The organism is Streptomyces sp. NPDC104096 (genome assembly GCF_055584385.1).
This window is the reverse complement of sequence record NZ_JBVJMD010000024.1, coordinates 1-21,501: the sequence shown is the minus strand read 5'-3', so window position 1 is coordinate 21,501 and position 21,501 is coordinate 1. Positions and strand designations below refer to the sequence as shown.

Annotated in this window: 17 protein-coding genes and 2 pseudogenes; 10 read left to right on the top strand and 9 right to left on the bottom strand. The window is 71.1% G+C overall.

All coding sequences use genetic code 11. From position 1 onward, the window contains the following. Positions 1-412 precede the first annotated feature (412 nt). Positions 413-1,024: a TetR/AcrR family transcriptional regulator gene (locus ACZ60B_RS23630; RefSeq protein ID WP_469390017.1), complete on the bottom strand. Its 612-nt coding sequence runs from the start codon at positions 1,022-1,024 to the stop codon at positions 413-415. A gap of 156 nt (positions 1,025-1,180) precedes the next feature. Between ACZ60B_RS23630 and ACZ60B_RS23625 the strand changes: the two genes are divergently transcribed. Beyond that, positions 1,181-1,735, top strand: coding sequence for an ester cyclase (locus tag ACZ60B_RS23625; protein WP_469390015.1), 555 nt, complete (start codon positions 1,181-1,183; stop codon positions 1,733-1,735). Between the two features lie 660 nt (positions 1,736-2,395). Then, complete coding sequence (locus ACZ60B_RS23620; protein WP_469390013.1) at positions 2,396-4,642, top strand: SpoIIE family protein phosphatase; 2,247 nt, start codon at positions 2,396-2,398, stop codon at positions 4,640-4,642. A 460-nt stretch (positions 4,643-5,102) separates the two neighbouring features. Here ACZ60B_RS23620 and ACZ60B_RS23615 read toward each other — a convergent pair whose 3' ends face one another. Beyond that, positions 5,103-5,471, bottom strand: a complete 369-nt coding sequence (locus ACZ60B_RS23615) for a MarR family winged helix-turn-helix transcriptional regulator (RefSeq protein ID WP_469390011.1) — start codon at positions 5,469-5,471, stop codon at positions 5,103-5,105. Between the two features lie 378 nt (positions 5,472-5,849). Between ACZ60B_RS23615 and ACZ60B_RS23610 the strand changes: the two genes are divergently transcribed. Next, positions 5,850-8,636 (top strand): multifunctional oxoglutarate decarboxylase/oxoglutarate dehydrogenase thiamine pyrophosphate-binding subunit/dihydrolipoyllysine-residue succinyltransferase subunit, encoded by a 2,787-nt coding sequence (locus ACZ60B_RS23610; RefSeq protein WP_469390009.1) that lies wholly within the window; start codon positions 5,850-5,852, stop codon positions 8,634-8,636. 576 nt (positions 8,637-9,212) lie between these two features. Further along, positions 9,213-10,724: an SLAC1 family transporter gene (locus tag ACZ60B_RS23605; protein ID WP_469390007.1), complete on the top strand. Its 1,512-nt coding sequence runs from the start codon at positions 9,213-9,215 to the stop codon at positions 10,722-10,724. Between the two features lie 110 nt (positions 10,725-10,834). Here the strand turns inward: ACZ60B_RS23605 and ACZ60B_RS23600 are convergent, their stop codons facing one another. The 3 genes from ACZ60B_RS23600 to ACZ60B_RS23590 all read right to left on the bottom strand — a co-directional run bounded on the left by ACZ60B_RS23600 (position 10,835) and on the right by ACZ60B_RS23590 (position 13,206). Then, a complete protein-coding gene (locus tag ACZ60B_RS23600; protein ID WP_469390005.1) occupies positions 10,835-11,458 on the bottom strand; it encodes a histidine phosphatase family protein in 624 nt (207 codons plus the stop codon). A gap of 201 nt (positions 11,459-11,659) precedes the next feature. After that, positions 11,660-12,847 (bottom strand): YbfB/YjiJ family MFS transporter, encoded by a 1,188-nt coding sequence (locus ACZ60B_RS23595; RefSeq protein ID WP_469390199.1) that lies wholly within the window; start codon positions 12,845-12,847, stop codon positions 11,660-11,662. Positions 12,848-12,903: 56 nt separating this feature from the next. Further along, positions 12,904-13,206, bottom strand: a complete 303-nt coding sequence (locus ACZ60B_RS23590) for a muconolactone Delta-isomerase family protein (RefSeq protein ID WP_469390003.1) — start codon at positions 13,204-13,206, stop codon at positions 12,904-12,906. A 109-nt stretch (positions 13,207-13,315) separates the two neighbouring features. Between ACZ60B_RS23590 and ACZ60B_RS23585 the strand changes: the two genes are divergently transcribed. The 4 genes from ACZ60B_RS23585 (at position 13,316) to ACZ60B_RS23570 (ending at position 17,247) form a co-directional block, all read left to right on the top strand. Next, positions 13,316-14,254 (top strand): LysR family transcriptional regulator, encoded by a 939-nt coding sequence (locus ACZ60B_RS23585; protein ID WP_469390001.1) that lies wholly within the window; start codon positions 13,316-13,318, stop codon positions 14,252-14,254. A 127-nt stretch (positions 14,255-14,381) separates the two neighbouring features. Next, the gene (locus ACZ60B_RS23580; RefSeq protein ID WP_469389998.1) at positions 14,382-15,107 is read left to right on the top strand and encodes an SDR family NAD(P)-dependent oxidoreductase; all 726 of its coding nucleotides are present in this window, start codon (positions 14,382-14,384) and stop codon (positions 15,105-15,107) included. A 33-nt stretch (positions 15,108-15,140) separates the two neighbouring features. Further along, positions 15,141-15,518, top strand: a complete 378-nt coding sequence (locus ACZ60B_RS23575) for a YybH family protein (protein WP_469389996.1) — start codon at positions 15,141-15,143, stop codon at positions 15,516-15,518. Between the two features lie 748 nt (positions 15,519-16,266). Beyond that, a complete protein-coding gene (locus tag ACZ60B_RS23570; RefSeq protein WP_469389994.1) occupies positions 16,267-17,247 on the top strand; it encodes an aldo/keto reductase in 981 nt (326 codons plus the stop codon). A gap of 273 nt (positions 17,248-17,520) precedes the next feature. Here the strand turns inward: ACZ60B_RS23570 and ACZ60B_RS23565 are convergent, their stop codons facing one another. Then, positions 17,521-18,282: a maleylpyruvate isomerase family mycothiol-dependent enzyme gene (locus ACZ60B_RS23565; RefSeq protein WP_469389992.1), complete on the bottom strand. Its 762-nt coding sequence runs from the start codon at positions 18,280-18,282 to the stop codon at positions 17,521-17,523. A 59-nt stretch (positions 18,283-18,341) separates the two neighbouring features. Here ACZ60B_RS23565 and ACZ60B_RS23560 point away from each other — a divergent pair. Next, positions 18,342-18,684 (top strand): annotated as a pseudogene (locus ACZ60B_RS23560) (transposase); the annotation flags it as partial. A gap of 173 nt (positions 18,685-18,857) precedes the next feature. On the opposite strand, the gene ACZ60B_RS23555 reads toward ACZ60B_RS23560, so the two are convergent. Further along, positions 18,858-19,235, bottom strand: a complete 378-nt coding sequence (locus tag ACZ60B_RS23555; protein WP_469389990.1) for a fic family toxin-antitoxin system, toxin component — start codon at positions 19,233-19,235, stop codon at positions 18,858-18,860. Continuing rightward, positions 19,235-19,474: a hypothetical protein gene (locus tag ACZ60B_RS23550; protein ID WP_469389988.1), complete on the bottom strand. Its 240-nt coding sequence runs from the start codon at positions 19,472-19,474 to the stop codon at positions 19,235-19,237. The genes ACZ60B_RS23555 and ACZ60B_RS23550 overlap by 1 nt, the downstream gene beginning before the upstream one ends. 234 nt (positions 19,475-19,708) lie before the next feature. Here ACZ60B_RS23550 and ACZ60B_RS23545 point away from each other — a divergent pair, with 234 nt between their 5' ends. After that, positions 19,709-20,326 carry a VOC family protein gene (locus tag ACZ60B_RS23545; protein WP_469389987.1) on the top strand — a complete coding sequence of 206 codons (618 nt, stop codon included), beginning with the start codon at positions 19,709-19,711 and terminating at the stop codon, positions 20,324-20,326. A 16-nt stretch (positions 20,327-20,342) separates the two neighbouring features. Here ACZ60B_RS23545 and ACZ60B_RS23540 read toward each other — a convergent pair. Continuing rightward, a pseudogene (locus tag ACZ60B_RS23540) lies at positions 20,343-21,019 on the bottom strand (RNA-guided endonuclease InsQ/TnpB family protein); the annotation flags it as partial. Between the last annotated feature and the right edge of the window lie 482 nt (positions 21,020-21,501).

Sequence of the window (21,501 nt, the reverse complement as noted above, 5' to 3'; positions counted from 1 at the left end):
GGTGGACGCACACCGGCGGCCCAGGCACCGGCCGCGCGCTCCGGCGGTGCGGCCCGGGCCTTCGGTTGCCAATCCCGCACCGGGCAGGCAAGTCGGCCTCGCCGACAGGCCGTTCACGCCGGGGCTGACGGGTCCCGGTGCTCCGAAACGGTATCGGCCGACGGCGGGTCCGCCGCGGCAGGGTGGTCGTGACCGTGCCCCGCACAGTGGTGTGACGGGCCGATCCCGCGGCTCACGGGCAGGCCGCCGAGCACACGCCACCACGGGGATGCGGTCGCCCCAGCGAAGAGGATCGTGACCTCCCGGACCGGCGGGACGGCCCGCCCGGTCGCTGCCGCGCCGGGCTCCGCGACCGGCTACGGCCACCGCCCCGTGACGCGCCGCGCATGTTCCCCACCGCCGGGAGACGGTGTCACAGGAGCGAGGCGACGGCGATCCGGCACAGGACCTCCTCGGCGCGGTCCCACGTCCAGCCGCTCTCGATCACCAGGTTGCGCCAGCCCAGGGGCCCGAACCAGTACCACAGCAGGTCGGCCGTCTCCTCGACCGGACAGCGGGGCGCCGGATCCAGCGTGTGCAGATGACGGGCGACGGCACACAACGCGTCCCGGTAGGCCGCGGTCGCACGCTCCCACAACACCTCGCCGTCCTCGTGGACGGGAAGCGCCTTGTGGATCGCCTCATGCACGGCGAACTGGCTCTCGTTGCCCAGACGCGTGCCGTGAGCCAGCGCTTCGAGGACCTTTTCCGGCGTTCGCAGGGCGAGCACACCCGCCGTCGCCTGCTCGTAGCCGGAGGCGACCACGCCCTGGTCGATGATCCGGTTCAGGATGTCGCTCTTGCTGCCCACACTCGCGAACACGGTCTTCGAGGCGACCCCGGCGGCCGAGGCGATGTCGACGACGGTCACACGTCCGTACCCGCGCTCGGCGAACAGCTCCGTGGCATGACGAAGGATCAGTTCTCGGGTACGAGTCGCACCCTGCTCGCGCAGCGGGGACACGTAGCGACGTTTGGACGGCACAGAAGGATGCTAGCACCATGAATTCATTAGGTATGCTACTACTCGAACTGATGCTGTGACCGGTCTCGCGCCCCGGACCGGCGGCAATCGCAGCCGGACACCTCCGGCCGTCTGACGCCCACAGCACCGATGGCATCGCCGGCGAAAGGCATCACCATGGCAATGGACGCTCCGGAACTGGGCCGCGGCCTCTTCCGCATACTCGAGACAGGAGATCCGGCACTGGCCGCCGAGGTGGTCCACGAGGACTTCCACAACCGCGAGGCCGCCGTGTCGCCCACGGCCTGCTCGGCTCCCGGGCCCGCCGGAGTTCTCGCGTCGAGCGCCTGGATGCGCTCCGCTTTCAGCGACCTGCGTTTCACCGTGCTCGGCGTCGTGTCCGACCGCGACCAGGTCTGGGTCCGGCTTCGGATGCAGGGTCGGCACACCGGACCCTTCGTCCGCTTCCGGGACGGCGCGCTCGACCAGGCCGTGCCGCCGACCGGGCGCGAGATCGACTTCGAGCAGATCCACGTGCTCGGTCTGCTCGACGGCAAGGTCGTCACCCACGAAGCGGTGCGCGACGACATCACCATGCTGGGCCAGCTCGGGGTGTTCCCGCCGGCGCCGGCCGGCATGCTGCGCATGATCTCCTGGCGGCTGACCGGGCGATCCTCACGCGCGGCCACCCAGGTGAGCGCGCAGGCAGCCGCGGCAGCCGCCCAGCCGTAGGGCTACCCCTTCCGCGGGGGAGGTCCGCGTCGAACACACGGACGGCACCGAGGAGTTCCTCAGGGCCGGGGACGCCTTCTGCACCGAGCCCGGCCACCGCCCCTGCACGACCGCCGAGACCGAACTGCTCCAGCTCACCCCGATCGCCGACCACCACCTGGTGAAGACCTCCAGCGAGGCCGGCCACCTCGGCGGCGACGGTCCGACCGAGCAGTGACCCCCTCCACGGCGCCGTCCGTCGGACCGGCGCCGGGTACGGGCTCACCTCGCTCCAGGGCGGCGACATCCGCCGCTCCGCGAACGACGCCGCCCGTCCGCCCCTCGTGTTAGGCGGTGGCCCGGCGGTCGGCCTCCGGGCGCCGGCGAAAACGGAGAAGCTCATCCGGCTGAGGCCGCCGGCGCCTTCGTCCACCCGCGGTCGCCCGGTGCCCGTGCCGTCCTCGCCTCTCCTCCGGGCCCCTCCCCGCACGGATCGTCCGATCCCGGGCAGAGGCCGTCACCGGCTCATCCGACACGGAGGGCACGGCGGACGTCGGAGGTCCGTCTCTCGGCCCCGTGCAGGGCTCGCGCGGAGCACCCTTGCGCCGAATAATTACATATCGCCGCAGAGGCGGCATATCTCCTTCCGATGTCCGGCGCGCCGCTGGAGGGAACCGTCCCGTGACGAGCAGCAGACCAGAGAGAGAACCGCATCGCGGCGACAAGCCCTTCGCCGTGTACGGTGCGGACCTCGCGGAGGTCCTGTACTGCGGCGCCCGCGAGGCAAGACGCCGGCTGGGAGCCGTGGCGGCAGGTGTCTACCTGCCGGACGAGCGCCGGGGCGGACTCCGGCTCGCACTGGCCGGAGGGAGCGCGCCTTCGTGCTTCACCCTCCCCGGCCGCATGGAGCTGGACACGCCTTCCGCCTCGGTACGTGCGTGGAAGACAGGGGAAACGGCCGTACTGATCGATCCGAATCCCGCCGCTCCCGATCAGAAGCACGCGCTGCCCTACCCCTACACCGCTCTCGCCGCCCCCGTCACCGCCGAGGACGAGCGCTTCGGCGTCCTGACCGTACTGCGTTCGGAGACCCTCGGCGACTACAGCCCCGTCGAGCGCGCGGCGCTCGAAGACGTCGGGCGCCGGATGGCCGACGCCCTGACGGGGCTCGTCAAGGACGGCGTCGACCTGACGGCGGGTCCCGTCCCACTGCTCATCCCGCCAGAGGCCGACATCGACATGAACGTGTGCCTCCCCGGCTGGGGAGTGCACGGTGTCCTCGGGTCGGCGGGGGCGAGCATGATGTACCTGCTGCGGCGGCTGGCCGAGCTGCTCAACCGGGCCACCACCGCGAACGACGTCGTGGCGGCCGCCCGGTACTGTGTCATGTCCCCGCTGAAGGCCCAAGCCCTGGCGCTCGTTACCGCCGACGAGGGCCGGCTGTGGGTCCTGGGGCACAGCGGCGACTCCTCACGGATGATCCGCGGCCTGCACGGGACCGGCCTCGACGCCCGGACACCGGCAGCCAGGGCGTTCGACGGACGTCCACTGTTCATCCACGCGAGCCGCGCCGCGGGCGGCGACCTGCTCGCCGACGACGAGGCCCGAACGGAGGTCTACCTGCCGCTCACCGGCGACGGGCAGTTCATCGACCTGCCCCTGACCGACAGCAGACAGGTCATCGGCGTCTGCTGCCTGGCCTTCTCCGACCCCCGGCACTTCCCGCCCGAGGAGCGGACCCTGCTCGGCATGATGGCAGGACTGCTCGGGGCCGCGGTGGAACGCATCGAGCTGAGCACCCAACAGCGTGAGGTGGCCCAGTACCTACAGGGCTTCCTCCTGCCGACGCGGCTTCCGGACCTGCCGCGGCTGGCCGCGACGGCGCGCTACCGGCCTGCCGACGTCCACTCGAAGGTGGGAGGCGACTGGTACGACGTGATCAAGCTGCCCAACGACCGCGCCGTCCTGGTCGTCGGCGATGTCGAGGGCCACTCCATGGAGAGCGCCGCCGTCATGGGCCAGGTACGCACCGCCGTGGCGTCCTACGCCTCCGAGGGCCACCGGCCCACGACGGTGATCGACCGAACCGGCAGACTTCTCGCCGATCTGGGCACCGATCTGTTGGTGACCTGCTGCGTCGTCGCGCTGGACACTCTGGACGGCACGGTCGAGGTGGCCCTGGCCGGTCACCCCGCTCCCCTGGTGCGGCGTCCCGACGGAAGCACCGGCGTCCTCGGCGCACCCGCCAACCTGCCCATGGGCGTCCGCACCACCGACGTCCACCGGGGACGTGAGCACGCTCTCGCTCCTGGCTCGGTCCTGATGCTCTACACCAACGGTCTGATCGGCCTGTACGCGACCGACCCGGAAGCCTGCGCCCAGAATCTGCTCAGGGACGACGGCGGCGGATCCACACCCGATCTCGAACAACTGGCCGACAGGGTCGTCGTGGAATTCTGCAGACCCCGGCAGCGCCGCGACGACGCCGCCCTGCTGCTCGCGCTGTACGAAGGGGCACAGGGTCGGGACGAACCCCGGACGGCCGGTCTGCACATCCAGCGCCGCGATCTTCACGGAGCCAGGACAGCCCGCGGTTTCGTGCACGACCACCTTCGCTCGTGGGGCCTGCAGGATCTGTCGGACGAGCTGGAACTGGCCGTGTCGGAGATCGTCACCAACGCGCTCATCCACGCCGGCAGCGACGTGGACGTCCGACTCCGGGCCTTCCAGGACCACATCCGGCTCGAGGTTCGCGACTCCGACAGCAATCCCCCCGTTCCGTCACCCCTGGCACTGGCGGAGGAAGAGAACGCAGAGGCCGAGCACGGACGCGGCATGCTGATCGTGGAGACACTGACCAAGGACTGGATCAGTTCCCCCAACGGCCAGGGCAAGACCGTGTCACTGAACCTCCCCATCCCGTCCTGACTTGCTCCTCGGGCTGAAGCCCGAGGATTCTGGCCTTCTCCGCCGGATGCTGTGCTGTCATGCGGCACGGCTTGCGGTCTCGGCGTCGCGCAGGGACCGCTGGAGCACCACCGCGGAGACCTCACCCAGCCAGGACCGCCCGGCTGTCCGTCTCGGGCTGTGGTTGATGTGCCGGAGATCGAAACCGGTCGGCACGGTGCTTTCGTGACGCGGGGCGGTGGGTGGACGGGCCGACGGTGCGGCCAGGGTGGTGGGTGATGCCGTAGTCGCGGGTGCCGCGATCGGCCGGGCGCGAAGCGTGAAGAACGCGCAGGTCAGTTGCTACGGCCCGGTGGCTGGACCCGCGGTGGCCGAGCTGCCGGGGCCGCACCCGCGGTGCTCCGCGGCAAAGGCCGACCCGGCCTTGCCCGGAGTGCGCAGGCGGCGACCGGCCACCGGCCGTCGGCCCCTGGGGGAAGCGTCAAGGAGTGAGATGCCGACGCAGCCATGCGCGCGCGGTGCTCTCGGCGTCGGCGAACCTGGCACGTCCCGCGTCGGTCAGGGTGACCTCGACCGTCCTGCGATCCCCGTCACGGCGATGGCGTTCGATCAGGCCGGCCGCTTGCAGGCCTTTGAGGAGGAAGGACATCCGGGTCCCCGACTCCCCGAGGGAATCGGACAGTCGGGCCACGCGTACGGGCCGGCCCTCGGCTTCGGCGAGGACACCGAGGATCAGGTAGTCGTGGAGCGACAGATCGTACAGGCTTCGCAACTCACCGTGCAGGATCCCCAGGCCGTGCAGGATGGGCAGGGGCCGCTGTGCGGTGTCCGACGGATCGCAGTCGATCATGTTCCGTCCCCGATCGCGGGTTCTCCGGCCGCGGGCCGGCGGGCACATGGTCCTAACCAGGTTCCATGCGGCGCCGATGCCAGGCCGAGCGGACAAGTAGCCCTCGGATCAGGACACGAAGTCACGCCCTCCGGCAGTTCGGCGCAGAACGCGGGCAGCCGCCGTCCGGCCGATGTCCTGATATGAGGCAGATGTGGCTCGGTGGGCCGTCCCTGCCCGGCCTGCCCGCGTTTTACGGTCGCCGGTGCGGTGCGGTCACACGGGTCGGCCTGTGAAGCAGATGCCAGATCTCCGGACAGGAGACACGCAGGGCAGACGACCGTGGGAGCCGCGCCGGAATCGTACGGCCTCGAAACAGGGAAGAAGGCGTTCCACGCCATGGCGTCGCAATCAGACACCACTCGAACGGTGATTCACGGGCTGAATTTCGGACTCAACGAATGGGTCGTGGACGAACAGCGGCAGCGGTACCTGCGCGACCCCGGCTCGGTCGACGAGACGTGGAGGAACTTCTTCGCGACCCCGTCCGTCGTGACCTCCCCGCCCGTTCCGGGCGGGCCGGCGAGCCGACCGGGGCACGGTCTCCTCGGTCCGGATCACCGGGTCCGTGATGAGGCGCCCCTCAAGGCCGTCCGGGTCGCGGCGCTCATCCACGCCTATCGCGTGCGCGGTCACCTGATGGCCGGCACCGATCCGCTGTCCCGGCCTGCTGTCGCACATCCGGAGCTGGACATCGCCGCGTTCGGACTCCACGACGGGGACCGGGCGGAGGAGTTCGTCGTGGACGGGTTCGCCGGCCGCGCCACGATGACGCTTGACGAAGTGGTGTGCTCCCTGCGGGAGTTCTACTGCCGCAGCGCCGGGTTCGAGTACATGCACATCCAGGACTCCCGCGAACGCCGATGGATCCAGCAGCGCGTCGAGAGCCCGCAGCAGCACAGGCCGGACCGTGCCGAGCAGCTGCGGATCCTCTACCGGCTGGGGGCCGCGGAAGCCTTCGAGACGTTTCTGCAGACCAAGTACGTGGGCCACAAGCGATACTCGCTCGAAGGCGGCGAGTCGGCCGTCGTGCTGCTCGACGCCCTGTTGCTCAGCGCCATCGAGGCCGGCGTGGCGGAGGCCGTCATCGGGATGGCGCACCGCGGCCGACTGAACGTGCTGGCCAACATCGTCGGCAAGTCGTACGCCCAGATCTTCGGCGAGTTCGAGGACTCCGTCGGCATCGGATCGGTCCAGGGTTCGGGGGACGTCAAGTACCACCTCGGCGCGCAGGGCACCTACCGTGCCCTGCAGGGCGGCACGATCGGTGTCTCGGTCGTGGCGAACCCCTCGCACCTGGAGATCGTGGGGCCGGTCGCCCAGGGAGTGGTACGCGCCAAGCAGGACACGGGCGCCGAGCACAGCGGGCCCTCGCGCGTACTGCCGGTCGTCGTCCACGGCGACGCGGCGTTCGCCGGCCAGGGCGTGGTCGCCGAGACGCTGAACATGTCGCAGCTGCCCGGCTACCGCACGGGTGGGACGGTCCACGTGGTCGTCAACAACCAGGTCGGCTTCACCACACTGCCCGCCAGCAGCCGCTCGAGCACCTACGCCACCGACGTGGCCCGAATGGTGGAGGCCCCGATCTTCCACGTCAACGGCGACTGTCCGGAGGACGTCGACCGCGTCGCGCGGCTCGCCTTCGACTACCGCCGAACGTTCCACAAGGACGTCGTGGTCGAGCTGGTCTGCTATCGGCGCCACGGGCACAGCGAGGTCGACGACCCGTCCGTCACGCAACCGTTGATGTACGACCGGATCGACGCCATGGCTTCGGTGCGCACGGTGTACGCCGAGTCCCTGGTGGCCCACGGGGACATCAGCGAGCGGCAGGTGGAGGGCGCCCGGCGCGACTACCAGGACCACCTCGAGAGGGCCTTCGCCGAAACCCGGACGCTCCCCGCCCCGGACCCCTCTCACGATGCCCCCGCCGTCGGGGCCGGACAAGGAACCGCACCGCAGACGACCCACCAGGGGGTGACCGCGATCGGCGAAGCGACGGTCCGGCAGGTCATCGCGTCGCAGAGCGACCTGCCGCGGGGCTTCACCGTCCACCCGCGCGTCCTGCCGCAGCTCCGCCGGCGCACGGCGGCCCTCGACACGGGCACGGTCGACTGGGCCACCGCGGAATTGCTGGCGATCGGCTCGCTGCTGCTGGAGGGCGTCCCGGTACGGCTCGCCGGGCAGGACTCGCGGCGCGGCACCTTCGGCCAGCGCCACGCGGTACTGACCGACCGGCGTACCGGCGCCGAGCACACACCCCTGCGCTCCCTCGGGCCTCGGGCCGTGCGTTTCACACCGTACGACTCGATGCTGTCCGAGCAGGCGGCGCTCGCCTTCGAGTACGGCTACGCGCTGGGCCGTCCCGAGGCCCTGGTGCTGTGGGAGGCCCAGTTCGGGGACTTCGTCAACGGCGCGCAGACGGTCGTCGACGAGTACATCGCGTCCTCCGAGCAGAAGTGGGGTCAGCGTTCCGCGGTGACGCTGCTGCTGCCCCACGGCCTGGAGGGTCAGGGACCGGATCACTCCTCGGCCCGGATCGAGCGGTTCCTGCAACTGTGCGCGCAGGACAACATGACCGTGGCCATGCCCTCCACGCCCGGCAACTACTTCCATCTACTGAGGCGGCAGGCGCTGGACGGCCAAAAGCGGCCGCTGGTGGTCTTCACCCCGAAGTCGATGCTCCGGTCGAAGGCGGTCGTCTCCTCCTTGCCCGACTTCACCGAGGGCGGCTTCCGTCCGATCCTGCCGGACGACACGGTGGAGCCCAACGGGGTCACGCGCGTGTTGCTGTGCTCGGGCAAGGTCTTTCACGAGCTCGACGCCCACCGGCACGAGTCGGGCTCGACCGACACGGCGATCGTCCGCGTGGAGCGCCTCTACCCGTTCCCCGAGGACGAGCTCGCGGTGGAACTCGCTCGCTTCCCCGCGGACGCGGACGTGCGGTGGGTGCAGGAGGAAGCGGAGAACCAGGGCGCGTGGTCCTTCCTCGCACCGCGTCTGCACAGGCAGGCCGGACGCCTGGTGGAGTGCGTGAGCCGGCCCGCGGCGCCCGCACCCGCGGTCGGCTCGGCCCGCAGGCACGGCCTGGAGCAGACGGCTCTCGTGGCATCGGCCTTCCACTGACCTGGTCCGCAGCGTTCGGCCGGGAGCCGGTGGAACCGGCGGCGACACACCTGCGGGTCGTGGCGATCGCCGCGGCCGCGCCCGGCACGGTGGGCCCGAACGGCTTCGCCGCAAGGTACCCGGCACGGTTCCTCGACGTCGGCGATCAGCATGCGGTCGCCCGGGCCGCCGGGACGGTCATGGCGGGCCGTACGCGGTCATCGCCCTGTGCGGCACCTTCTTGAAGCGTGCGCTGGACCAGGTGCTGATGGACCTTGCCCTGCACCGGCCCGGCGTGACCATCGTCCTCGGCACCGGTGCGGAGTCACCATGACGACGGACCCGGCCCCACCGGACCGTGGACCCCAGCGGTGCTGCAGGCCCTCCCCCGGCCCGTACCACGACCCCCGCGATGTTGCGGGCGCTGCGGCAGCGGTCGAGGCCATCGCCGACACCGTCAGCCAGGCCGTCGCACGTGCCGCACCCGCCGCGTCGGTCGCCGCCCCGCACCACCCCCACGCGTAACGCACCCAAAAGACAATGAAATGCTCATTTCACTAAAATGCTTGTACGCAAGAACGGCCGGAGGAGGGCGTCATGGCTCGTCGGATCACCTGCCGCAGGCTCGACGAGCAGACGCCCTCCGAGGTCGGTGAACGGGTGCTGGTCGACCGGCTCTGGCCGGACGGCACGAGCCGCCAAGGCGCACCGTTCGACGACTGGCTCCCGGATGTCGCCCCGTCCGCCGAGCTGCAGCGCTGGTACGACGACAGCGCGCCGCGATTCGGCGAGTTCCGCCGCCGTTATGCCACCGAACTGAGCGATCAGGAGCACCGGAAGGCGGCAGGCCGACTCCGAGAACTGGCTGGACGCAGCAGCCTCACCCTGCTGACCGCCGCCCGGGACATGGACCGCAGCCACGCCGCGGTCCTCGCCGAATGGCTCACCGACAACGGCCACCGCGAAACACGGCTCCCCCATGCCTGCCCGCCCGAGCCCACACACACCGACGAGCCCACCCACACCGATCGCGGCCCCCGACGGCCCGGGTACCGGACAGCCGCCTCCACCGCCGTAGCCGATCTCAACGCCGGAGCACTGGCTTTCGTCATGGGCACGGGCATCGTCTCCACGGCCCTGTATGTCAACGGCGCGGGCACCGCCTCCGCCGCGCTGCTCTGGGTGGCCCTGGCCGGATTCGCGGTGCTGGTGCCCGCCTACGGCTGGCGGCTGCTGCGCCATCGCCGACGGTTCGTCGCAGATCTCCTCGGGCCGCGCGCCTTCGCCTTCCTCACCCTCGCCATCTCCTCCAACGTGCTGGCCGCGCGCTTCGTGCCGGAGGGCCACACCGCCGTGGCGGGGGTGTTCCTGGCGTTCGGGGCGTTGGGGTGGCTGGTGCTGGACTACGGCATTCCCCTCGCGCTCATCACCTCGCTGAAGCGGGGCCCGTCGTTCGACCAGGTGAACGGCACCTGGTTCCTGTGGGCGGTGGGATCCGAGTCCGTGGCGCTCGCGGCGGCTTCGCTGGCCCGGGTGACCTCGGGTCAGTTCCTGCCGGTGCCGGCGGTGATCTGTTGGGCCATCGGACTCGTGCAGTACCTGTTGATCGCCACGATCGTGCTGGCCAGGCTGCTGGCACGGCCGGTCCAGCCCGAAGGCCTCATGACGTCGGTCTGGATCTTCATGGGCGCGGCAGCGATCGTCGTGCTCGCCGGGGTGCGGCTCATCGCGCTCCCACCGGGCGGCACACTGTTGTCCCCTCAGCTCATCACCGGGACGTCCGTCGTCCTGTGGTCGTTCTCCAGCTGGCTGATCCCGCTCCTGCTGGCCCTGGGCGTATGGCGGCACCTGGTGCGCCGCGTTCCGCTGCGCTACGAGCTCGGCTGGTGGAACATCGTCTTCCCGATCGGTATGTACGCGGTCGCCACGCACGAGCTGGGAGGCGCGACCGGAATTGGGTGGATGACGGTCACAGGCCGCTGGGAGATCTGGGTCGCCGCAGCGGTCTGGGCCGTCACGTTCGCCGCCATGGCGGGCCGCCGGGCTCCGGCGCCGCCCGGCGGCCGCGCGGGGACCCGCTGCCGACCCGGGGCAGGCGCCCCGCGCTGAGAGCAGGGCCCCCTCGCCCGTCCGGACGCTGCTCCAGGCAGATGCGTCGGCCGGGCGCCGTCGCTCGATCTTCGTCTGGTGACTGCCGGTGTGATGGAGGATCGCCGCCCTCAGATGCGGAGGTCGGGCGGGAAACCGGTCCAGCGAAGGTCGGCGGGCAGGTGGCCCATGTCGTTGTAGAACAGCACGGCCGGGGGCCGGCCGGGCGCGTAGCGGATGACGGTCAGCGCGGCGTTGGCGTGGTTGATGCCCATCCACCGCCACTTCGGAGCGTCGAGGGCGGCCCGGACGAGCCAACCGATGAGGAAGTTGTGCGTGACGACGAGTTCGTGGCGCGGTTCGTCACCGGCGACGGGTCCGGTGAGCTGCGCGAGAGCCGCCCGGGCCAGGTCCGGCCCTTTTTCGCGCTCCTCGGCCGGGAACCGGGCCAGGTGGCCGAGCATGGCATCGGCCGATTCCGACGGCAGTTCCTCGCGGTGCGGCAGGTAGGGGATGTAGTCGCCGGCCAGTTCGGACGGCCGCAGGGGGACACCGTCGAGCTGCTCGCAGACCAGCTGCGCCGTCTGCTCCGCGCGCGCGAGCGGGCCGTGGTGGATCGCCGTGAGAGGGGCCTCACGAAGCCGCTTCCCGAGCAGGATGGCTTGGCGGCGGCCGTTGTCCGCCAACGTGCTCTCGTCCTCGGACGCCTCACCGTGCCGCGTGAGGTAGAGGTAGCGGGCAGCTGTTGCCGTCATGGGCGAGTCCTCCGTCAACGTTCATGATCTTACGAACGTCTGGACGGACGTTGACATGCGCCGTGCGGTTGCGTCGCCGACAGACGCATCCTGCACAGGCACCCGTCGATGACGCTCCAGACAGTGGTCCGGTTCCAGGCCGAGGGCCCCCTTCTACGAGGGCGGCGATCGCGAGCTCTTGTGCCGTGGTCGTCAGCGGCGTCACGTCGGTTGGCCGAGTGTGCCACGCGTGCTGTCGGGACCGGCCGCGGCGGGCACGTCGTCCTCGGCCGGTTCCCGCTGCCGCACGGGTGCTGTGTGTCCTGCTACGACCATGTGGTGCGGGAAGCCGATCCGCAGTACGGCGGCGGCCGCCGCCGCCGCGAGGACCACGAGGGCGGCCAGCAGCAGCGCCCGGTGGTAGCCATGGTGGAGGACCGGTGCGACGGCCAGCGGGCCGAGGATCTGGCCGACCGAGTATCCGGCGGTCAGCAGGGCGACCGAGCGGGGGATGCGCAGATGGGCTCCGGTGGCCAGGGCGAGCGTGCTGACGCCGATGAACGTGGCGCCGAACAGCACCGCCGAGCCGAGGGCCGCCGCCGTACCGCCGGCCATGGCGGGCAGGGCGATGCCGACCGCCTGGAGGACGAGCGCGGTGAGCAGCAGTCCGGGACGTGACCAGCGGCGCCCGAGGCGGGCCCACAGCGCCGAGGACGGCACGGCGGCGAGGCCCACGAGCACCCAGGCACCGCTGCCGAGCCAGCCGGGGGAACCCTGTCCGATCGCCGCGACCAGGAAGGTCCCGGCGACGATGTAGCCGACGCCCTCCAGCGTGTAGCTGACGAACAGCGCACCGAACCAGCGGTGCGTGCGGGGCTTCGCACTGCTCCTGGCCACGGGGTCGACGGGCGCGTCCTCGGGCGGCAGGTTCCACGAGGCGGCGGCGAGCACCGCGGCGAGCGCGGCCGCGGCCCACCAGGCGGCCCGCCAGTCGGCGACGGACCGCAGCACCAGGACCAGCAGACCGGACAGCGCGATGCCGCCGCCCACCCCGCCGAACGCCCAGCCGGACAGATGCGGCGGGTGTTCCCGCAGGTGGTGCAGGAGCGACCCGGCCGCGACGACGAACACCAGGGCGCTCGCCAGGCCGGCCAGCAGCCGCAGCAGGCCCCACACGGCGGTGCTGTGGGTGAGGGGCATCGCGCCGAGCGTGCCGGTCAACAGGAGCAGGGACCCGCGCAGGACGGTGCGCGACCGGACCAGCACGGGGGCCAGGATGCCCGCGAGGGCGCCGACGAGATAGCCGACGTAGTTGGCGGTGGCCAGGCTCGCCCCGGCCCCGGCCGACAGGCCCGCCTGGGTGTGCATCAGGGGCAGGATCGGGGTGTAGACGAAGCGTCCGACCCCCATGCCCGCCGCGAGCGCGGCGGCTGCCCGGGCGACATGGGTCCGGGGGGAGGAGGTCCTCACTTCGTACCGTCGTTCCGGCCGGGGTCGTTGGGGTGCGACTCGAGCGGGGTGACGGTGAGGGTCATCCACGGGCGCAGCGGCAGGGTGGCGAGCACCTTCTCGTGGAGCTCCTCCTCGTCGGCGGCCCGCCACACGCCGATGCTGCGCAACTCGCCCACGGGACGCCACAGTCGAGCCAGATTGCCGGTCACGGCCAGTTCCTTCGCACGGACGGCCTCGGCGGCCCGCCGCCGGTCGGCCTCCTCCTGGCCGGTGCCCTCGGGGACGGTGGTGGTGATCTCGACCAGGAACTCTCGCATGACGCGCTCCGTCTCGTCGTCGGTGAGCCCAGCCTGCGCCCTTCACCTGCACCGATGCCACGACCGGCTTCCTCGCTGCTGAGAGGCGCAGCCTCCCAGCGTGCGTACGATGGCGCGTGTGGAACTGCGTCAGCTTCGGTACTTCGTCGCGGTCGCCGAGGAACTGAACTTCGGCCGGGCCGCCGAGCGGCTCCTCATCGCGGGCCCCTCGCTCTCCCAGCAGATCAAGGCGCTCGAAAGGGACCTGGGTGTCCGGCTCTTCGACCGTGACCGCCGCAAGGTCTCCCTCACCCCGGCCGGAGCCGCCCTCCTCCCCCACACCCGCGCCCTGCTGGACCGCGCCGACGACCTCAGACACCGGGCCGGCCGCCTGTCCGGCTCCCAGGCCGTACGGCTCGGCTACGTCAACTGGCTTCCCCCGGACCTGACCTCGCGTACGGCCGCGGTGGCCCAGGTACACGTCGACGCATGGGTCGCCCCCTCCCACACCCAGGCCGCGCGGGTCGCCGACGGCAGCCTCGACCTCGCCGTGTGCTGGGTGCGCAGCGAGGACCTCGAGCGGCTCGGGCTGCGGGCCCGCCTCATCGGTGCCGACCGGCTCTACGCCGTCGCCAGTCGCGGTGACAGCAGCGACGTACCCGACGTGGCGGCCCGGGACACCGACGTCCTCATCGACGAGGACGTCACCTCCTGGGCCTCCTGGAACGTGTACGGCGAGGAGTTCGCACGGGCCGCAGGTGCCCGTACGGTGCACATCTCGGACGGAGCGATCACCGGCCCCGCGTTCTTCGACCACGTGCGCCGCTGCACCCGCCCCGTCGTCAACTCGCCCAAGGGACAGACCGATCCGCTCCCCCCGGACCTCGTCCGCCGCGAGATCGTCGCACCGAAGGCCTACTGGACCTGGTCCCTGGTCCGGCGCGAGAGCGAGAACCGTGCCGGTGTCCTCGCCGTCGTCGACGCCCTCTGCGACGGCATCGGCGACCTCGGCACCAGGGCCCCGGACGCCTGGCTGCCCGCCGACGATCCGTACGCGCTGCCAGGCTGATCTGCGCTGGGAGCCTGCGCCTCCCAGATGGTAGGAATCCGATCCTTCCGTAGGTCGGCGGCCCGACCTACCTTCTAAATAGTCGACCGGTCGGCTAAGACCGGTCAGCCATTCGGAGAAGGTCACCATGAGCACTCAGAACCAGACGCCCCACCAGAAGGTCGCGGTCGTCACCGGCGCGTCCCAGGGCATCGGCGCCGCCCTCGTCGAGGGCTACCGCAAGCTCGGGTACGCCGTCGTCGCCACCTCGCGCACGATCGCGCCCGCCGACGACGCCGACGTCCTGACCGTCCAGGGCGACATCGCCGACCCGGCAACCGCGCAGCGCGTCATCTCCGCCGCGGTCGAGCGGTTCGGCCGTATCGACACCCTGGTCAACAACGCGGGCATCTTCGTCGCCAAGCCGTTCACCCAGTACACGGCCGAGGACTACGCCGCGGTGACGGGCATCAACGTCGCCGGCTTCTTCCACATCACGCAGCTCGCCGTCCCGCATCTGCTCGCACAGGGCGGCGGCCACATCGTCAGCATCACGACCAGCCTGGTCGACAACGCGGACTCCAACGTCCCCTCCGTGCTGGCCTCGCTGACCAAGGGCGGTCTGCAGTCCGCCACCAAGTCCCTCGCGATCGAATACGCCACCCGCGGCATCCGCGTCAACGCGGTGTCGCCCGGCACCATCAAGACCCCCATGCACGCCGAGGAGACCCATGACTTCCTCGCCGCCCTGCACCCGGTCGGGCGGATGGGCGAGGTCGGGGACATCGTCGACGCGGTGCTCTTCCTGGAGACGGCTGCGTTCGTCACCGGCGAGATCCTGCACGTCGACGGCGGTATGAGCGCCGGTCACTGAGCAGCGGCCGGACCACCGAGCAAGGATGACGTCATGAACAGCACGACGAAGGACGACGAACTGGTCCTGCGCGACGTCCTCGACCGCTGGAAGGCGGCCGTCGACGCCCACGAGCCGAAGGACGTGGCCGCGAACTTCACCGAGGACGCCGTGTTCCAGGGGCTGCACCCCTACGGCGTCGGCAGGCCAAGTGTTGCCGAGTACTACGCTTCCCAGCCGCTCGGGATGAAGGCCGCCTACCGCGTCCTCGAGACCCGGCGATTCGCGGACGACCTCGTACTCGGTTACCTGGACGCCGTGTTCACCTTCACCGGCCGGTCTCCGGCGGCCGTCAAACTCGCGGTCCTGGTGAGGCGTCTGGAGGACGGCTGGTACATCGCCCACTACCAGGTCTCGCGCCTGGAGCAGTGATTCCGGCCGTGCAGGGGTGACGGCTTTCGGGAGCGGGCGGGCCTGCCGCACCCGGCGATCGCCGCCCCCTCCGGAAAGGCCCCCAGCACCGTCCCGCGCCTCGGTGTCCCCGGCTGCGGACTGCGCGGCTCCCCCGTCCGGATCGCCCACCGACCCGGCGGGGGGAGAGCGCACAGGACCGTCGCCGCCGGCCCCGACCCGGCCAGGCCCTAAGCGGGAAACGGGCCGCCCACGACGCCGTCCTCGTCCTCACCCGGGACCACACCCACGCGGGGCGGGCGTCCTCGGCCGGCGCGAGTGAGGGGAGGCTCCGCACAACGGCCCCGATCTCCGGACCGGCCGAAACCGCCACCTGCACCCGTGCTTCGCCCACTCCAACGGCTTCCTCACAGTGCTCGGTGACGGGCGCGCCATCACCGACGGCTACGCACCCGGTCCCGCAGCGGGCGTGGCCGCAGCAGGCGACCGTGGAGATCGCGCCCACCTCCCCCGCGGACACACCGCGCGACACCGTCCCAGCCCTCCCCCACGTTCTCGGAGATCTGCGTCGCCGCCCTCGAAAGCCTGCACAGCCAGATCACCGCGGGGCGCCGACCGGCAGGGGCGCCCCGCGCCTGAGCACCTCGGCCGACCACGCCCCACCACACGCCGACAGCCTCGACATTCCCCTACCGCCAGGCCAGACCCTTCCTGGCACTTCCCTTCCACGGGCCATGAGCACCGGGAACCGCCACGAGAGAAGAACAGCATGCGTACCACCACATTGGGCACCAACGGACCTGAGGTCGGCGTCGTCGGTCTGGGCGCCATGGGGATGACCTTCGCCTACGACATGGCCACGCCACGCGACGAAGCCACTTCCCTCTCCGTCATCCATCAGGCACTCGATCTGGGCGTGACCCTGATCGACACCGCCGACGTCTACGGCCCCTACACCAACGAGTCTCTCGTCGGCCGGAGCCTGGCCGACCGGCGCGACCGGGCGGTGATCGCCACCAAGGTCGGCCTGGAGGCCGTCGATCCCACCGGCGGCCCGGGCGGTTCCCCGGTCGTCAGGCCCAACGGCCGGCCCGAACATGTCCGTGCCGCCATCGACGCCAGCCTGCGCCGCCTGGGCACCGACCACATCGACCTCTATCAGCTCCACCGCATCGATCCCGAGGTCCCCATCGAGGAGACGTGGGGCGCCATGGCCGAGGCGGTCGCGGCCGGCAAGGCCCGCCACCTGGGCCTGTCCGAGATCACCGTCACCGTCGAGCAGATCCAGCGTGCTCAGGCCGTGCATCCGGTCGCCACCGTGCAGGCCGAGTTCTCCCTGTGGACCCGCGACGTCCAGGCCGAAGTCCTGCCCCACTGCCGGGAGCACGCCATCGGGCTGCTTTGCTACTCGCCTCTGGGCCGCGGCTTCCTCGTCGGCCGCTTCGCCTCCTTCGACGACTTGCCGCACAACGACCAGCGACGCCGTCTGCCGCGCTTCCAGCAGGAGAATCTGCACGCCAACCTCGGCATCGCCGCCAAGGTCCGCCAGGTCGCCGAGCGGATCGGCGCCACCCCCGCGCAGGTCGCCCTGGCCTGGCTCCTCGCCCAGGGCCCGCAGATCGTCCCCATCCCGGGCACCAAGACACCGAAATACCTCGCCGACAACGCGGCCGCCGCGGACGTCCGGCTGTCCCCGGCGGACATCGCGGACCTCGACGCCATCCCGGCCCCGGTGGGCGCCCGCTACTGACCACCCGCCAAGCGCGCCCCTTCGTGGCACGGCCGCAACGAGCCGGCACAAGTGCTCGTGCCGGCTGGTTTCGCCCGACGGTGTCCGGCTGGGGAAGCGGCCCCATCCCGGTTCCCTGGACCCGCTTCCTGGATGGGTCGGCGGTGCTGCGGGAGACGCTCGGGCCCGAGCTGTACGAGGTCGTACTGGCCGTCCGCCGCGCGGGGGCGGAGCTGTTCGCGATGTTCACCGACGCGGACGTCATCGAGGCCGTCCGCCGGCGGTATCGACTGGCTACTCCTCGGGCTCCCAGGCGATCAGCTGCTCGAACACCTGCCGGTCGCCCTCGATCTTCAGGTCGCTCAGCGTGAGGCGGCCCCAGACGAAGAGGAGCAGCTGCTCGGCCGTGCCCGTGGCCGAAGCGGAGGCGGGCGCGGCGTCGTCCGTGAGGGGTGCGGGCCAGGCGCCGGTGCCGTCCAGCGCGAGGAGCCAGGAGCGGCCCTCGGTGGCGTGGTAGTGGATGGTGGCGGCCTCGTGCGGCCAGGCCACCGGGGTGGAGTTGCAGGTGTCGAGGAACTCGGCCACGCCGTCGATCGCGACGTCCGCCGGCATCGGCTGCACGGCGCCTGCGGCGAGCTGGGCGTCGTAGGTGTGCACCAGCACCTCGTGCACCCGGCGCCGGGCAACGCCCCGGGCATTCGCCGGCGACACGCCGGCACCCCACCACGTCCAGCACTCGCGCTCCGGGCCGGCCTCCCGCAGCGCACTCAGCAGCAGCTCGTTCGACTCGGCGTACCAGGCCAGCAGCGCCTCGAGCTCGCGCGGCACCTCCGCGGCATCCTTGGCCGGCGGAGCCTCGGCCGGGCCCGCGGCGACGATCGCGGCCCACCAGCGCTGACCCGTACCCAGGTGCTGCACCAGATCGAACAACGTCCACTCGGGGCAGGACGGCACCGGCGCGTCAAGGCTGGGCGCGGCGGCAACCGCACTCCGGAACGCGGCCGACCGCTCGTCGATCAGTTGCAGCAGGGCGGAATACTCAAGACTCTCTGTCACATCGCTTACCTATCACCCCAGCTCAGCCGACCGCACCCTATTTTCCAGGCCGTCTGCCGCGGGACTGGCACGAGGCCGGGGTGCGGACCGGCTGCACCAGGTGCTGCTGACCCAGCTGCACCGGGCCGGGAAGCTGCACTGGTCCCGGGCGATGGTCGACGGCTCCCACCACCAGGCCCGGCGGGGCGGCCCAAGACCGGGCCGCGCCCGCTCGACCGTGCCCGGCCCGGCTCGAAGCACCCCGTCATCACCGACGCAGGCGGCACCCCGCTCGCCATCACCCTGACCGGTGGCAACCGCCACGACATCACCCAGCTGCTGCCCCTGCCCGACGCGATCCCGCGGATCCGCGGAGTGACCGGTCGTCCCCGTCACCGGCCACGGCAGTTGTTCGCCGACCGGGCTACGACTTCGACAAGTGCTGTGTGATCACCTACAGGCGAGTCCAGGCATTGTGTCAGCTCCTCCAGGTCGCTGAACACCTCGAGCGAATGCGCCTCCCCGGGTCTCACTGCTCCTGGTGAGGGGAGACGCCGTCCGCGCAGGATCGCGCGGGCCCCGTGCCCGGCCGGGAATCAAGTGGCCCTGGGCCAGCCGCGCAGCAGGGCGGCGATCCCCGCAGTGGTGCAGGCGGGATCCCGCAACAGGTCGCGCAGGGCGACGGCGTCCTCCCGGGCGGGCTTGACCGGGATCCCGGAAGCCTCCAGATACATCACGCCCGTCGCAGCGGCCACGGCCATGTTGGAGCGCTCCAGCCATCGGCAGCGGCCGAGGACGTGCACCAGGGCGGCGGCGCGGGCGTAGGGGCCGTCGTAGACGGGCTGGTCCAGTAGTTCGGCCCGGTGAGCAGCGACCGCGGCCACCGGCACTCCGTAGTCCTCGGGGGCGGGATCCCCTGCCCCCGCGATCTCCGCGACCCGCAGGATCCAGGGGACGTCGATGTGCAGGTCCATTACGCGGCGTGTGCCCCGGGAGTGCGGCAGTCGGCGTCTTCGGCTTCGTCGAAAACGCCCTGGTGCTCGGTGAGGAACCGTTCCGCGGCATCCAGACCCCGCTGCCGCAGTCCTTCGGTGTCTTCCTGCACGAGGACGGCGATGTAGTCGCCGAGGCTCAGGCCTCGGTCCCTGGCGCGGGCTTCCGCCAGTTCCTTGATCTCGCTGTCGACGCGCGCGCCCAGCTGTGTCTTCGCCATACCGTGATGGTAACAGTTGTTACCAGTCAGGGGGCTGGAAGAACTCCGCGACTCGGGTGGGCGCACGGCCCCGAGTACCGGGGCCGGGATCCGGAATCCGCTGCCGGGCCCCTGCCCCGTCTCCCGGCATCCCCAGCCGCCTGCCGACGCGTGAGTTCTCCTGATGCGAAGCGGCGGCCGCCCGGCGAGTCTCGTAAGTGTCGGCAAGTTGTTCCCGCACAGGAGGCACAAGTCATGGACATGAAACTCGAGGTCGTGGTGGTGCCGGTGTCCGATGTCGACCGGGCCAAGGGGTTCTACACGGCGCTGGGCTGGCGGCTCGACGCGGACGTGGCCACCGGCGAGGACTTCCGGGTCGTCCAGGTCACCCCGCCCGGCTCCCCGACGTCGGTCATCTTCGGCGCCTCGGTCACCGACCAGGCGCCGGGGTCGGCACGGGGGCTGTACCTGATCGTGGACGACATCAACGCCGCCCGCGACGAGCTGAAGCGGCGCGGCGCCGAGCCCAGCGAGGTCTTCCACGACGCCGGCGGGGTCTTCCACCACGCCGGGACCGATGCCCGGGTGCCCGGTCCGGACCCGCAGCGCAGCAGCTACGGCTCGTTCCTGTCGTTCAGCGACCCGGACGGCAACGGCTGGATCCTGCAGGAGATCACCACCCGGCTCCCGGGCCGGCTGGACCCCGCGAGCACGGCATTCGCCTCGGCCGAGGACCTGGTGGGCGCTCTGCGCCGGGCCGCGGCCGCGCACGGCGAGCATGAGGCACGCACCGGCGCCGAGGACCCGGACTGGCCCGACTGGTACGCGCGCTACATGGTCGCCGAACAGGCAGGCACGGAACTGCCCAGTTGACTTGCTCCTCGGGTTGAAGTCCGAGGATTCTGGCCTTCTCTGCCGGATGCTGTGCCGGGATTGCTCCTGGTCTTACCGGCGCTCCGCAGGCCGTTGCCGCCAGTCCGGCGGCCGTTTTGATGTTGAGTGCGGCGTTGCGGTCCCGGTCGTGGAGGGTGCCGCAGGCGGTGCAGGTCCATTCCCGGACGTACAGGGGTTTGGGTCCGCCCTTGACACCACAGATAAAGCAGGTCTGGGAGGTGGACTCGAACCGGCCGATCCTGACCAGGCTCCGCCCGTACCGTGCTGCCTTGTACTCCAGCATGCTGAAGAACTGTGCCCATCCGGCGTCGTGCACCGACTTGGCCAGCCTCGTGCGGGCCAGTCCCGCCACCGACAGGTCCTCCACGGCGATCCCTTGATTCTCGGAGATCAGCCTGGTGGAGAGCTGGTGTCCGCCCGGCGCAGGAACCGAGGCGAGTCGATCTTCGTGCCGCCGGACAGGGCCGCGATGGGGGTCCCCCCGGACGGAGTCTGGGGGAGAGTCAGCCCGAGATCGATGCCGATCGTGCGGTCGGTGCCGGGCATCCGCGCCCGGTCGGCGACGGGGTCGGTTTCGATGACGAAGGAAGCGAAGTACCGTCCGGCCGCGTCCTTGATCACGGTGACCGAGGAAGGGGCGGTGGGCAGGGTACGGGACCGCCTCGCCTTCACCGCGTCGGCTTCCGACTTCTCCGGAAGCGAGTCCTGCTGGTGCGAGCGGGATGCCGGGGCCAGTGGGGTCTACTCAGGACTCCGATCGTGAGTCACGCATACGGCTGCCGCCTGCGCCGCCTCTTACTCCCACTGGTTCGGCCCTCGGGCCTCGGGCGCCCCGGCGGCGCCTGTTGAAGCGACCAGACGAGCATTTCACGTCGTGATCGCCAAGACCAGAGCCGCAGTCGGCCGTCGCTCACAGGGCACGCTCACAGAAGGAAGTTGAGCCAGAACCTTGAGCCGGCCCCGCTTTTCCGGCTTGAGGTGGCCCCGAACTGGGCGGTCCGGGTTGGGTTCTGGCACACATTCCGTGAGGGCAGCGGTCAAGAGGGCGAGGGATCGATGTCGTCCCATTTCCACCCGGTTTGAGGGAAGTGCTCCAGCAGGGCGGAGAGGGACGTTGCCTGGTGGATGGCGAATGACCAGTCTTCTGCGGAGAT

Excerpts from the sequence above, each read along its gene's own strand:
- ACZ60B_RS23600 (WP_469390005.1), bottom strand. The coding sequence starts at position 11,458 with ATGACGGCAACAGCTGCCCGCTACCTCTACCTCACGCGGCACGGTGAG.
- ACZ60B_RS23605 (WP_469390007.1), top strand. The coding sequence starts at position 9,213 with ATGGCTCGTCGGATCACCTGCCGCAGGCTCGACGAGCAGACGCCCTCC.
- ACZ60B_RS23590 (WP_469390003.1), bottom strand. The coding sequence starts at position 13,206 with ATGCGAGAGTTCCTGGTCGAGATCACCACCACCGTCCCCGAGGGCACC.
- ACZ60B_RS23550 (WP_469389988.1), bottom strand. The coding sequence starts at position 19,474 with ATGGCGAAGACACAGCTGGGCGCGCGCGTCGACAGCGAGATCAAGGAA.
- ACZ60B_RS23570 (WP_469389994.1), top strand. The coding sequence starts at position 16,267 with ATGCGTACCACCACATTGGGCACCAACGGACCTGAGGTCGGCGTCGTC.
- ACZ60B_RS23580 (WP_469389998.1), top strand. The coding sequence starts at position 14,382 with ATGAGCACTCAGAACCAGACGCCCCACCAGAAGGTCGCGGTCGTCACC.
- ACZ60B_RS23575 (WP_469389996.1), top strand. The coding sequence starts at position 15,141 with ATGAACAGCACGACGAAGGACGACGAACTGGTCCTGCGCGACGTCCTC.
- ACZ60B_RS23595 (WP_469390199.1), bottom strand. The coding sequence starts at position 12,847 with ATGGGGGTCGGACGCTTCGTCTACACCCCGATCCTGCCCCTGATGCAC.
- ACZ60B_RS23610 (WP_469390009.1), top strand. The coding sequence starts at position 5,850 with ATGGCGTCGCAATCAGACACCACTCGAACGGTGATTCACGGGCTGAAT.
- ACZ60B_RS23555 (WP_469389990.1), bottom strand. The coding sequence starts at position 19,235 with ATGGACCTGCACATCGACGTCCCCTGGATCCTGCGGGTCGCGGAGATC.
- ACZ60B_RS23545 (WP_469389987.1), top strand. The coding sequence starts at position 19,709 with ATGGACATGAAACTCGAGGTCGTGGTGGTGCCGGTGTCCGATGTCGAC.
- ACZ60B_RS23625 (WP_469390015.1), top strand. The coding sequence starts at position 1,181 with ATGGCAATGGACGCTCCGGAACTGGGCCGCGGCCTCTTCCGCATACTC.
- ACZ60B_RS23615 (WP_469390011.1), bottom strand. The coding sequence starts at position 5,471 with ATGATCGACTGCGATCCGTCGGACACCGCACAGCGGCCCCTGCCCATC.
- ACZ60B_RS23585 (WP_469390001.1), top strand. The coding sequence starts at position 13,316 with ATGGCGCGTGTGGAACTGCGTCAGCTTCGGTACTTCGTCGCGGTCGCC.